Genomic DNA, 13,016 nt, shown 5'->3' with positions numbered 1-13,016 from the left:
ATAGTAAGATCACGCTTTTAATACCAACCCGCCTAAAGCGGGCTCATGCAACAGCGCCCATGACCTCACGCCTCACGATTATTGTCGCCACCGACGCCCGCAACGGCATTGGCATCCGTAACACCTTGCCCTGGCGCTTGCCGGAGGATCTGGCGCACTTTAAACGCACGACCTCGGGCCACCCGATCATCATGGGCCGCAAAACCTTTGAATCGATCGGCCGCCCTTTGCCGCAGAGGCGCAACATCGTCATCACCCGTAATTCCGCATGGCGTCACGACGACGTTGAAAGCGTGCCTTCGCTGGCGGCCGCGGCGGCGCTGGTCGGCGACGCCGAAGCATTCATCATCGGCGGCGCCGAAATCTATGCCGCCGCCCAGGACCTTGCACAACGCCTGATCGTCACCGAGATCCGGCATAGCTTCGACTGCGACGCTTTCTATCCGGCGCGCGATCCCCTGCAATGGCAGGAAATTTCCCGCGAAAACCACCATTCGGAGGCCAACGGCTTCGACTACGCTTTCGTGGTGTACCAGCGCCGGTCGCACGCTGACGGCGAGGCCGGCAGCTGACCCGGCCCGATGATGGAAACCCATCTGTTGTTTTCTGCCGTTTTTCCATCATCTTTATCCCCAATTTCGTACATATCTGCGAAAATTCGACTTTCTTTTTTAAGCTCCCCGCTACTGGCGGCGACGCTTGAAGCAGCAGGCTGGATTGCCCTACCAAGGCAACCTCCGCGAGCGTCTCCAGCGCTACGCGGGACAACGTTTTTAATCGCCACTTCGATTTTTGATTCACCGCTTCGTTGTGCAGCCTTGTTATCAACCACTGTCTCTTGGAGACCTCGATGAAATTCCGCTTCCCCATCGTCATCATTGACGAAGACTTCCGTTCCGAAAACACTTCCGGCCTCGGCATCCGCGCACTCGCGGACGCCATGGAAGAAGAAGGCATGGAGGTATTGGGCGTGACCAGTTACGGCGACCTGTCGCAGTTCGCCCAGCAGCAATCGCGGGCCTCCGCCTTTATCCTGTCGATCGACGACGAAGAGTTCGGCGCCGGATCGTTTGAAGAAACCGACCACGCGCTGAAATCACTGCGCGCCTTCGTCGAAGAAATCCGCCATAAGAATGCCGACATTCCGATCTATCTGTACGGCGAAACCCGCACCTCGCGCCACATCCCCAACGACATCCTGCGCGAACTGCACGGCTTCATTCACATGTTTGAAGACACCCCGGAATTCGTCGCGCGCCATATCATCCGCGAAGCCAAGTCTTACCTGGACGGCCTGTCGCCGCCCTTCTTCCGCGCGCTGGTGCATTACGCCCAGGACGGTTCCTATTCGTGGCATTGCCCGGGACACTCGGGCGGCGTGGCTTTCCTGAAATCGCCTATCGGCCAGATGTTCCATCAATTCTTCGGCGAGAACATGCTGCGCGCCGATGTCTGCAACGCCGTCGAAGAACTCGGCCAGCTGCTCGACCATACCGGCCCGGTGGCCGCTTCGGAACGCAATGCCGCGCGCATCTTCAACGCCGACCATTGCTACTTCGTCACCAACGGCACCAGCACCAGCAACAAGATGGTGTGGCACTCGACCGTGGCGCCGGGCGACATCGTGGTAGTCGACCGCAACTGCCACAAATCGATCCTGCACTCAATCATCATGACCGGCGCCATTCCGGTCTTCCTGATGCCGACCCGCAATCACCTCGGCATCATCGGCCCGATCCCGCTGGAAGAATTCACGCTGGAAAGCATCCGCAAGAAGATCGAAGCCAATCCGTTTGCGCGCGAAGCCGTCAACAAGAAGCCGCGTATCCTGACCATCACGCAATCGACCTACGACGGCGTGATCTACAACGTCGAGACGCTGAAGAACATGCTGGACGGCGAAATCGACACCCTGCATTTCGACGAAGCGTGGTTGCCACATGCAACTTTCCACGACTTCTATAAAGACATGCACGCGATCGGCAAGGACCGTCCGCGCGCCAAGAAATCGATGATCTTCTCGACCCAATCGACTCACAAATTGCTGGCCGGCCTGTCGCAAGCCTCGCAAATCCTGGTGCGCGAATCGGAAAGCGTGCAACTGGATCAGGATGCCTTCAACGAGGCCTACCTGATGCATACCTCGACTTCACCGCAGTATTCGATCATCGCTTCTTGCGACGTCGCCGCCGCTATGATGGAAGCGCCGGGCGGCACCGCGCTGGTGGAGGAAAGCATCCTGGAAGCATTGGACTTCCGCCGCGCGATGCGGAAGATCGACGAAGAATGGGGCAAGGACTGGTGGTTCCAGGTGTGGGGACCGGACAACATCTCGGAAGATGGCATCGGCAGCCGCGAAGACTGGGTGATCCGCGCCGAGGATACCTGGCACGGCTTCGGCAACCTGGCGCCGAATTTCAACATGCTGGACCCGATCAAGGCCACCATCGTCACGCCCGGCCTGTCGCTGGAAGGCAAGTTCGGCGAAAGCGGCATCCCGGCTTCGATCGTCACCAAGTACCTGGCCGAGCACGGCGTTATCGTCGAGAAATGCGGCTTGTATTCGTTCTTCATCATGTTCACCATCGGCATCACCAAGGGCCGCTGGAACACGCTGCTGACTGCGCTGCAGCAGTTCAAGGACGACTACGACAAGAACCAGCCGATCTGGCGCATCCTGCCCGAGTTCGCCGCCGCCAACCACGGCAAGAACGCCCGCTACGAACGCCTCGGCCTGCGCGATTTGTGCCAGCAGATCCATGAAACCTACAAATCATATGACGTCGCGCGCCTGACCACGGAAATGTATTTGTCCGACATGCAGCCGGCGATGAAGCCATCCGACGCGTTTGCAAAAATGGCCCACCGCGAAATCGACCGTGTACCGATCGACCAGCTGGAAGGCCGCGTCACCTCGATCTTGCTGACGCCATACCCGCCGGGCATTCCATTGCTGATTCCTGGCGAGCGTTTCAACAAGACCATCGTCGACTATCTCAAGTTCGCGCGCGATTTCAACGAGAAATTCCCGGGCTTTGAAACTGACGTGCATGGATTGGTGAAACGGGAAGTGAACGGCAAGCGGGATTACTTCGTGGATTGCGTCAGACAATAAACCGACGCTGCAATTAAAAAACCGGGACGCTAGCCAACGCGTCCCGGTTTTTTTACGTCTTGGATTTTATAGCGGAGCGAAACGCCGCGCGCCATTTTCCAGCAAACCATTGAACAGATCCGCAGGCCGGACCCATAGCCCCGGCGCATGCGGCCACAGGTGTTCATAGACCACCATGGCTTCTTCGGTTTCCGAATGCCTGGCGACACCGATATAGCGGTACAGGCCGCCCTTGTAGTGCCGATGCGTGGCGATCTTCTTTGCGTCTTCTTCAGTCATGCAACTCTCCAGAATAATTTTCTGCCGGCGCGATTTCCTCACCCCGCGCCTTATGCCTCGTACGGTTGCACTTCCAGCGGCTGGCCGTCGGCTTCGAATTTCATGGCGACCGCCAGTGAAGTAACGCCAATGGTGCGCAATGCGTCGTAGGTATCATCGACTTCCACCTGCAGGTCGCTGCCAGCTCCCAGCGGTTTCTCGGAAGAAGCCAGCAACACGCCATCCTTGCAGTACAAATTCACGCGCAATACCATCTCGCCGCGCACGTCGGCCGGGCCGACAATGGCGTTGGCGTCGAAGGGCTCGACGCCGTGCTGATCGAGACCGCGGTTCAGCTCCGACATCATCTGCAGCGTGAAGTATTCGGCGATGCCGCGTTCCTTACCGCCGTGGAACAGATCCTGGTACAGGAAATGCAGATCGATCTCGCGGCCATCCGTCACCAGGCAACGCTTGAGCAGCGGCGCGACTTGTTCGGTCCAGCTTTGAAAACGTTCTTCGCGCGCGGTGAAATAAGCCTCGGCGCCAGCTTCGTCTTCCGGTACCTGATAGAACGCGTCGTCGGTGGCCTTGAGGGAAAAGCCCAGCAGGAAGCGCACTTCAACCGCATCGTCATCAGGTCCGAACAGATTTTCCGGCCAGCCGCTGATACTACTTTCGATCGCGGTGGTCGTTGCCAGCTTCTTGTCCGCCATGGCGCCGAAAGCGTCGCGGTTCATTTCAAACAAATGGCTGTAGCGGATGCTGTCTATCTCGTCCAGATGGTAGGCGTGGCTGACCAGCACCACTGTGGCGTCAGGACCTTCCAGCTGCGCCTTCTTGAAACTGGCGGAGAGCGCATCGAAAGCGTCCTGGTCCTGGAAGCACTGCTCGCGCTTGAGGCCGCCGCCGACATGCGCGAAGAACGGCACGACGAAGGCGTTCAGCTCCAGCACCTTGCCTTCATCGCGGCGCACCAGCAGGATTTCCGAGGCTTCTTCGACATTGCCTTTCAAGAATTGCCAGGCGTCGAGATCGGCGTATTTGGCGCGTTCGATCGCATCGTAAAGGATGTCGTCCTTTTTCTGCTGCAGGCTTTTCTTGACTATCTTGTGGAATTCGATGCCGGCCTGCTTCAAGGCTTCGCCGACGGCAACACCTTCAGCCTCTTCGCTATCCTGCTCGGCCAGGTCGATCGCCAGGTCGCATAACTGCTGGGTTATCGCTTCGTCTTTATCTTCCGGCGACACGCTGGATTTGCGAGGCACAGGGCGCTTGTTCTTCGGCATATCAGGCTTTCGGCAAGGTCACGCCTTGCTGCCCTTGATATTTGCCGCCACGATCTTTGTAGGAAACCTCGCAAATTTCATCGCTCTCGAAGAACAACACCTGGGCGCAGCCCTCGCCGGCATAAATCTTGGCCGGCAATGGCGTGGTGTTGGAAAACTCCAGCGTGACATAGCCTTCCCATTCCGGCTCGAACGGGGTGACGTTGACGATGATGCCGCAACGCGCGTAAGTCGACTTGCCTAGGCAGATCGTCAGCACGCTGCGCGGGATGCGGAAGTATTCCATGGTGCGCGCCAGCGCGAACGAATTCGGCGGGATGATGCAAACGTCGCCGCTGAAATCGACAAACGATTTCTCGTCGAAATTCTTGGGGTCGACGATGGTCGAATTGATATTGGTGAAGATCTTGAATTCGTTGGCGCAACGGATATCGTAGCCGTACGACGAGGTGCCGTAGGACACTATCTTCTGGCCGTTAGCCTCGCGCACCTGACCGGGCTCGAAAGGCTCGATCATGCCGGTTTCCTGCGCCATGCGGCGTATCCATTTGTCGGATTTAATCGTCATTGTTTTCTGTCAATCTATAGTGAGGGTAGGTATTTTGCGCAATTTTACGCCAAATGGGCTGTAAAGCGGTCATCTTGCAGGCTTCAGTCATGCTTACCGCTGCATGGTTTCCCACACCTTCTGCAAACGCTTGGCCGAGACCGGCATCGGCGTTTTCAGCTCTTGTGCAAACAGCGATACGCGCAGCTCTTCCAGCAACCAGCGAAATTCCGTCATCTTCGGATCGGAGTTCTTGCTGCCGCGGTCTTTTTGCGCGCGTTGCCACGGCGTCGCCACCTGTAGCCATTCCGTCAACAAACGGCCATCGCGGGTCGGATCGGCGCGCAATTTTTCGAGCCGTACATTGACCGCCTTCAAGTAGCGCGGGAAATGCGTCAGGTTGGCGTAGTCGTTATCTGCGATGAAACGCTTGCCGACCAGCGCCTGCAATTGCGACTGGATATCGGCCACCGCTTGCGCATGGCCCTTGGCGCCTTGCAGTTTTTTCGGCAAGCCGTGATATTCCGCCAGGATCAGGCCGGCCAGGCGGGCGATTTCATTGCTCAGCAAACCCAGCCGCGATTTGCCCTCATCCTTGCGCTGGGCGAATTGCTCGGCATTCTTTGGCAGCGGCGCTTGCAGGCAGGCGCGTTCCAGGCCGGCGGAAATGATCTGGTCGCGCAGTTCTTCCTGCGACCCCAGAGCCATGAACTGCATGCCCATCTGCTGCAAGCCGGGAATATTCTTTTCCAGGAATTTCAACTGCTCTTTGAGCTGCAAGGCAAACAGGCGGCGCAAGCCGAGACGATGGATGCGCACCGCCTCGTTCGGATCATCGAACACCTCGAGATCGCAATGCGTGGCTTTGTCGACCAGCGCCGGGAAGCCGATCAAGGTCTGCTTGCCTTGCTGGATTTCCAGCAGCTCCGGCAATTCACCGAAGGTCCAGCTGGTCAACATGCCGTATTGGCCAGCTTGGCCGGCAGGCTTGGCTGCGGCAGTATCAGCCGCTTTAGCCGCCGGCCTGGCAGAGTTGCCTTGCTGCGTGGTTTGCGGCGCAGATACCTGCGGCACATCGGTCACTACCGTGTTTTCCGCCAGCTTCTGGAAACTCTCGCGCGCCTGCCCGCCGAACTCATCCTGCAAGGCGGACAGGTTCCGCCCCATATCGAGTTGGCGCCCATGCTCATCGACGATCTTGAAGTTCATCGAGTGATGCGCCGGCAAGGTTTCCAGCTTGAAGTCGGTGCTGCGCGTGGCGACCGTGGTTTCGGTGCGGATGTCCGCCATCAGCGCATCCAGCAGATTGCCGTGGCCGAATACAAGACGGGCCTGGATCCGCTCGCAAAAACCGGCGGCGTAGTCGGGCAACGGCACGCAGTTGCGGCGGATTTTCTGCGGCAGCGACTTCAGCAGCAGATGAACTTTTTCCTTCAGCATGCCGGCCACCAGCCAGTCGCAACGGTCGGCGTAGACCTGGTTCAGTGCATACAGAGGCACCGTCAGGGTAACCCCGTCACGCGGGGTGCCAGGCTCGAAGTGATACGACAAGGCCATCTCGATACCGGCCACCCGCATCACCTTGGGGAACAGTTCGGTGGTGATGCCAGCCGCTTCGTGCCGCATCAATTCGTCGCGGTTGAGAAACAGCAATTTAGGCGTCTCGACGCTGATGTCTTTGAGCCACTTTTCAAACGTGATGCCGTTGCAGATATCTGCAGGAATCAGCTTGTCATAGAACGCCGCAATCAGTTCATCGTCCACCAGCACGTCCAGACGGCGCGACTTGTGCTCCAGGTTCTCGATCTCGCGGATCAGCTTCTGGTTGTGCGCAAAAAATGGCGCACGGGTGTCGAACTCGCCGCCAACCAGCGCATCGCGGATGAAAATCTCGCGCGCTTCGGTCGAATTGATCAGGCCGAAATTGATGCGGCGCTGGCTGTACACCACCAGCCCGTACAAGGTGGCGCGCTCGGAAGCCGACACTTGCGCGGTGCGCTTTTCCCAGCGCGGCTCACCATACGATTTCTTCAGTAAATGGGCGCCGACCTTTTCCAGCCATTCCGGCTGGATCTGGGCGATGCAGCGCGCATACAGGCGGCTAGTGTCGACCAGCTCGGCCGCCATCACCCACTTGCCGGCCTTCTTCGACAAAGTCGAGCCGGGCCACAAGTAGAATTTGATGGCGCGCGCGCCCAAGTAATGCGCATCGTCGTCGGCCTTGAAGCCGACGTTGCCGAGCAAGCCGGTCAGCAAAGCGCAATGCAATTGCTCGTAGGTGGCCGGCGCTTCATTCAGACGCCAGCCCTGCTCCTTCACAATCGTGAGTAGCTGCGAATGCACATCGCGCCATTCGCGCAGACGCAGCTGCGAGAGAAAATTGGCGCGGCAGTTATCCATCAGCTGACGATTGGTTTTCTTGTGTTCGATGGCCTCTTCAAACCATTTCCAGATTTTCAGGTAGCTCAGGAACTCCGATTTTTCATCGGCGAATTTCTTGTGCGCCTGGTCGGCCGAGCCTTGCGCTTCCATCGGGCGGTCGCGCGGATCTTGCACGGAGAGCGCCGAAGCGATAATCAGCATTTCGCTCAGGCAGACATTGTCCAGCGCCGCCAGGATCATGCGGCCAACGCGCGGATCCAGCGGCAGCTTGGCCAGCTGGCGGCCGGTCTTGGTCAGCAGGTTATTGTCATCCACCGCGCCCAGCTCTTGCAGCAACTGATAGCCGTCGGCGATGGCGCGGCCCGGCGGCGGCTCGATGAACGGGAAGGTTTCGACGTCGGTCAGGTGCAGCGATTTCATCCGCAAAATGACCGAGGCCAGCGACGAACGCATGATTTCCGGTTCGGTAAATTTCGGCCGCTGCAGGTAATCCTTCTCTTCATAAAGACGGATACAGACGCCGGCGGCGACCCGGCCGCAACGGCCGGCGCGCTGGTTGGCGGCCGATTGCGCGATCGGCTCGATCTGCAGTTGTTCGACCTTGTTGCGGTAACTGTAGCGCTTCACGCGCGCCAGGCCGGCATCCACCACATAGCGGATACCCGGCACGGTCAGCGAGGTTTCGGCGACGTTGGTGGCCAGCACGATGCGGCGCGCATTGGAGGCTTTGAATACCCGTTCTTGCTCCTGCGCCGACAAGCGCGCAAACAAAGGCAGGATTTCGACGTGGGCCGGATGGTGTTTGCGCAGTGCCTCGGCGGCGTCGCGGATTTCGCGTTCGCCCGGCAGGAACACCAGCACATCGCCTGAACCGACGCGCGCCAGTTCATCCACCGCATCGACCACGGCATCCATCAGGTCACGCTGGTCACGGTCGCGCTGGGCGGCGTTTTGCGGCGCATTCGGTTTTGCTGCGGCGGCAGCCGTGCCCGGATTGAGGCCGCTGCGGTCGGCGTTATCAACCGGACGGTAGCGTACTTCAACTTCATACAGACGGCCGGAAACCTCGATCACCGGCGCCGGCTTGTTTTCCGTACCGAAATGGCGGGCGAAGCGGTCGGCATCGATTGTTGCCGAGGTGATGATGACTTTCAGGTCAGGCCGTTTCGGCAGCAACTGCTTCAGGTAGCCCAGCAGGAAATCGATATTCAGGCTGCGCTCGTGCGCTTCATCAATGATGATGGTGTCGTACTGGCGCAGCAAGGGATCGGTCTGGGTCTCGGCCAGCAGAATGCCGTCGGTCATCAGCTTGATCCAGGCGCCCTTGGTCAGGGTATCGTTGAAACGTACCTTGTAGCCGACGTGCTCGCCCAGCGGCGAATTGAGTTCCTGCGCGATGCGCTTGGCGGTCGACGAAGCGGCAATCCGGCGCGGCTGGGTATGGCCGATCATGCCGTTCAGGCCGCGCCCCAGCTCCAGGCAGATCTTCGGCAGCTGGGTGGTTTTACCCGAGCCGGTTTCGCCGCAGACGATGATGACCTGGTTGGCGCTGATCGCCGCCGAAATTTCACCGCGCTTGCCGGAAACCGGCAACTCTTCGGGAAACACGATAGGCGGCAACGGATTGCGCTCAGGCGCAGGCCGCGCCGGCTCCGGGCGCGTGGCTCCGCCATTGCGCGGCTGGGGTGGACGGCCAGCAGTGCGCTGGGGACTTGGGCGATCTGCTGATCGCGGCGGTTTGTTGGATTCTGAGACTGACATGAGGATCGAATTATACAGAGCAGCATCGACAAAGCGCGACAAAACCGCTGTTTATCCCTCACTCAGCCAGTATTTGTCGCCTGCCGTCGCCCGTCACCATCAAACCGCCGTGGTTTTAGCTGGATTTGCCGCAGCAAGGCGCTAGGGTAGTGATTCAGGAATTGACTCTGGTTGGCCGCTGCTTGAAAAAATCCACCGCATGCTGGCGTGTCTGGACACCCTCCAGCGTTGCCTTCGGATCAAGGCCGAAGCGGCGCGCCGACCCGCTCACCAGGCTTTTCTGCAAGTCGTTGAGGGGTTCCGACATGGCCGGCTGCACCCAATCCGTGGCAGGCGCAGGAATCGCCGGCAGGTCGCTGCGCGGCGTCGCCAGCGTCAATACCTGCGCCAGCGTCGGCGCCGCCGCAATCCGCTTGCTGGGCAGCATGGCCGAAGATGGAATGTCGATCCAGTCGCGCAATGTCGCCAATATCGACGTATGGTCGTAAGGGACATCGGTATCGGAACGAAACACCGTGCCTGCGGCAATATAGGGAGAAATCAGCACCGCCGGCACCCGCACGCCGAAGCGGTCAAACCCGAAACCGCCGTCGCCCGGATCGCTGGCCGCGTCCGGCGGCGTCGCATTGACGGGCGGAAGCACATGGTCGTAGCACGCGCCATGCTCATCATAGGTGATCACCAGCAAGGTCTTGTTCCAGCCCGGCGAAGTACTGACGGCGGTCCAGATGGCATGGAGGAAAGCCTCGCCCGCCTGCAAGTCGTGCGGCGGATGCTGATCATTCGGTTCCAGCAGAAAACTCGGTTCGATGAAACTGTAAGCCGGCAGCGCATCGGTGGCGCAGGCATCGACGAACTCGGTAAAGCGGCTGAAATGCTCGTTCAGCAGCGGGTCCCACAGCTTCGGGAACATGGTGCGCGTGAGCGATGGCGTCACCAGGGTGTCGCTATAGATGCTCCAGCTGACGTCCAGCGACTGCAGCACGTTGTAGACAGTCGGCACGTCCCAAGCTAGCGGATCAGGTGGACTGCCGTTGTTGATGCGTCCGTTCGAGGTACCGGCATGGGCAAAGGCGCGATTCGGCCAGGTCTGGCTGGGCACCGAGGCAAACCATGCATCCGACACCGCATACTGCTGCGCCAGCGCCGCCAGCACGGGCAACTGGTCGCAGTCATGGCAATGCATGATTTGGGTGGCGTCATCGGTCTCGGTGGTAGCGTAGTTGACGACGAAACCCTGCATCGGATAAAGCGGCGCGGCGGCCACGCCGTGGGGGCCGTACAGCTGATATGTCACATTATCAAAGGTTTCCGCAGGATCGGGATCCGGCACGGTGCTGCTGGCCGTGCCGCGTCCAACCATGATTTTTTGCGGTGCTTCGCCGCCAAAATAACCCGCATTCGCCGGATTCCACAGGTCGGCGCGCAAGCCGTCGAATTGCGCCGCACCCGCAGCCGGCAAAACCGCAGCCGGAGCACCGCCATCCGCGTAGAGCCAGCCCAGCATGTTATCCAGCGAGCGGTTTTCAAACATGACGACCACAATATGTTCGACCTGCGGCAAGATCTGTCCCATGGGCACCTCCTTCCGAGAAGTGTAGGCATGAAGAGCAAGAAAGGCAAAAAGAAGCGATTGCCGGCAGCAGCAGCTTTGGCCGGAAATTTCGCCGGATCATGGGTGAAACGCCTGGCAAATACAGGTAACACTTGCATAATTGAAAATATTCTGCCACTGGCGCACCAGCCCGGATACGTTATAATCGCGGGTTATCGAAACTGCCAAAATGCCAGCGCAACACAGCGCGGCCGGCGGATTTCCGTTTTTTCGCGCATGCACGCGCATTCACGACTCTATTACTCTCAAGGCAGGCGGCCGAGATCGCCTGAACCACGCATCATGCAAGAACCCGTATCCGAGCAGCCAAACGTCGATGGCGCGGCCGATAGCGCCGACCTCACCGACAATACCGTTGCCAACGTCTCTATCGAGCAAATCGCCAGTGAAGTGGCGCGCCGCCGTACCTTCGGGATCATTTCCCACCCGGATGCCGGCAAAACCACGCTGACTGAAAAATTGCTGCTGTTCTCCGGCGCAATCCAGCTGGCAGGCACGGTCAAGGGCCGCAAGAGCGGCCGCCATGCAACCTCGGACTGGATGGACATCGAAAAGCAGCGCGGCATTTCGGTCGCCAGCTCGGTGATGCAGTTTGAATATCGCGACCACGTGGTCAACCTGCTCGACACCCCGGGCCACCAGGATTTCTCGGAAGATACCTATCGCGTGCTGACGGCGGTCGACTCGGCGCTGATGGTGATCGACGCCGCCAAGGGCGTGGAAACCCAGACCATCAAACTGCTCAACGTTTGCCGCATGCGCAACACGCCGATCATCACCCTGATGAACAAGATGGACCGCGAAACCCGCGATCCGCTGGAACTGCTGGACGAGCTGGAATCGGTGCTGAAGATCCAATGCGCGCCGGTGACCTGGCCGATCGGCATGGGCAAGACTTTCCGCGGCGTGTATCACCTGTTGCGCGATGAAATCCTGTTGTTCGCGGCCGGCAACGACAAAGCCGACCAGACGTTTGAAGTCATCAAGGGCATCGACAATCCGCGCCTGGATGAGATGTTCCCGCGCGAAATCGAACAGTTGCGGATGGAAGTCGAGCTGGTGCATGGCGCTTCGCATCCATTCGACCATGAAGCCTTCCTGGCCGGCGTCCAGACGCCGGTGTTTTTCGGCTCCGCCATCAACAACTTCGGTATCCGCGAGATCCTCAATGCGCTGATCGACTGGGCCCAGCCGCCCGGCGCACGCGATGCGACTGTGCGTACGGTGCAACCGACCGAGGCCGCTTTCTCAGGCTTCGTGTTCAAGATCCAGGCCAATATGGATCCGGCGCACCGCGACCGGATTGCCTTCCTGCGCGTGTGCTCCGGCCACTTCCAGCGCGGCATGAAGATCAAGCATCTGCGCCTGAACCGCGAAATCAAGGTATCCAGCGTAGTGACTTTCATGGCCTCCAGCCGCGAACAGGTGGAAGAAGCCTATGCCGGCGACATCATCGGCTTGCCGAACCACGGCAACATGCAGATCGGCGACAGTTTCTCCGAAGGCGAACTGCTGCAGTTCACCGGCATCCCCTACTTCGCCCCGGATTTTTTCCGCTCGGTGCGGATCCGCAATCCGCTCAAGATCAAGCAGTTGCACAAAGGCTTGCAGCAGCTCGGCGAAGAAGGCGCGATCCAGGTTTTCAAACCGATCACCAGTAGCGACCTGGTGCTGGGCGGCGTCGGCGTGCTGCAGTTTGAAGTGGTGGCCAGCCGCCTGCTCAACGAGTATGGCGTCGACGCCGTATTCGAAGGCACCAGCATCAGCAGTGCGCGCTGGATCACTTGCGAAGACAAGAAGATCCTGGCCGATTTCGAAAAATCCTCCGCCGGCAACAACGTCGCCTACGACGCCGCCGGCAACATGGCTTACCTGGCGACCTCCGGCGTCAACCTGCGCCTGACGCAGGAACGCTGGCCGCAAGTGGTGTTCCATGAAACGCGGGAGCACGCGGTAAAACTGAACTAGTACGCAAGAGGATTCGCAGGTCGGAAAAGCGTAACGTCATAAGATGGGGACGCCTAGTCGGGGACGCCGAGTCGGGGACGC

General features: G+C 59.4%; 8 protein-coding genes. 3 read left to right on the top strand and 5 right to left on the bottom strand.

Going from position 1 to position 13,016, the window contains the following annotated elements:
• Nucleotides 1-59 precede the first annotated feature (59 nt).
• Complete coding sequence (locus ABI171_RS19970; RefSeq protein WP_348094287.1) at nt 60-572, top strand: dihydrofolate reductase; 513 nt, start codon at nt 60-62, stop codon at nt 570-572.
• Nucleotides 573-850: 278 nt separating this feature from the next.
• Nucleotides 851-3,115 (top strand): arginine/lysine/ornithine decarboxylase, encoded by a 2,265-nt coding sequence (locus ABI171_RS19965; protein WP_348094286.1) that lies wholly within the window; start codon nt 851-853, stop codon nt 3,113-3,115.
• Nucleotides 3,116-3,181: 66 nt separating this feature from the next.
• Here ABI171_RS19965 and ABI171_RS19960 read toward each other — a convergent pair whose 3' ends face one another.
• The 5 genes from ABI171_RS19960 to ABI171_RS19940 all read right to left on the bottom strand — a co-directional run bounded on the left by ABI171_RS19960 (nt 3,182) and on the right by ABI171_RS19940 (nt 10,928).
• Nucleotides 3,182-3,394: a DUF1653 domain-containing protein gene (locus ABI171_RS19960; RefSeq protein WP_348094285.1), complete on the bottom strand. Its 213-nt coding sequence runs from the start codon at nt 3,392-3,394 to the stop codon at nt 3,182-3,184.
• 50 nt (nt 3,395-3,444) lie between these two features.
• Nucleotides 3,445-4,662 carry a hypothetical protein gene (locus tag ABI171_RS19955; protein WP_348094284.1) on the bottom strand — a complete coding sequence of 406 codons (1,218 nt, stop codon included), beginning with the start codon at nt 4,660-4,662 and terminating at the stop codon, nt 3,445-3,447.
• Nucleotide 4,663: 1 nt separating this feature from the next.
• Entirely contained in the window at nt 4,664-5,230 is a 567-nt protein-coding gene (gene dcd, locus ABI171_RS19950; RefSeq protein WP_348094283.1) for a dCTP deaminase, read from the bottom strand.
• A 93-nt stretch (nt 5,231-5,323) separates the two neighbouring features.
• On the bottom strand, nt 5,324-9,352 hold the full coding sequence (gene hrpA, locus ABI171_RS19945; RefSeq protein ID WP_348094282.1) for an ATP-dependent RNA helicase HrpA: 4,029 nt from the start codon (nt 9,350-9,352) through the stop codon (nt 5,324-5,326).
• 154 nt (nt 9,353-9,506) lie between these two features.
• Nucleotides 9,507-10,928, bottom strand: a complete 1,422-nt coding sequence (locus ABI171_RS19940; RefSeq protein WP_348094281.1) for an alkaline phosphatase family protein — start codon at nt 10,926-10,928, stop codon at nt 9,507-9,509.
• A 321-nt stretch (nt 10,929-11,249) separates the two neighbouring features.
• Between ABI171_RS19940 and ABI171_RS19935 the strand changes: the two genes are divergently transcribed.
• A complete protein-coding gene (locus tag ABI171_RS19935; RefSeq protein WP_348094280.1) occupies nt 11,250-12,935 on the top strand; it encodes a peptide chain release factor 3 in 1,686 nt (561 codons plus the stop codon).
• Nucleotides 12,936-13,016 lie beyond the last annotated feature (81 nt).

This window comes from Collimonas sp., from assembly GCF_039923675.1.
Taxonomy (GTDB): Bacteria; Pseudomonadota; Gammaproteobacteria; order Burkholderiales; family Burkholderiaceae_D; genus Collimonas.
The sequence above is the reverse complement of the archived record's forward strand: the minus strand, read 5'-3'. Positions and strand labels throughout refer to the sequence as shown.

Coding starts and splice junctions, on each gene's coding strand:
- ABI171_RS19935 (WP_348094280.1), top strand. CDS start 11,250: ATGCAAGAACCCGTATCCGAGCAGCCAAACGTCGATGGCGCGGCCGAT.
- dcd (WP_348094283.1), bottom strand. CDS start 5,230: ATGACGATTAAATCCGACAAATGGATACGCCGCATGGCGCAGGAAACC.
- ABI171_RS19955 (WP_348094284.1), bottom strand. CDS start 4,662: ATGCCGAAGAACAAGCGCCCTGTGCCTCGCAAATCCAGCGTGTCGCCG.
- ABI171_RS19970 (WP_348094287.1), top strand. CDS start 60: ATGACCTCACGCCTCACGATTATTGTCGCCACCGACGCCCGCAACGGC.
- ABI171_RS19960 (WP_348094285.1), bottom strand. CDS start 3,394: ATGACTGAAGAAGACGCAAAGAAGATCGCCACGCATCGGCACTACAAG.
- hrpA (WP_348094282.1), bottom strand. CDS start 9,352: ATGTCAGTCTCAGAATCCAACAAACCGCCGCGATCAGCAGATCGCCCA.
- ABI171_RS19940 (WP_348094281.1), bottom strand. CDS start 10,928: ATGGGACAGATCTTGCCGCAGGTCGAACATATTGTGGTCGTCATGTTT.
- ABI171_RS19965 (WP_348094286.1), top strand. CDS start 851: ATGAAATTCCGCTTCCCCATCGTCATCATTGACGAAGACTTCCGTTCC.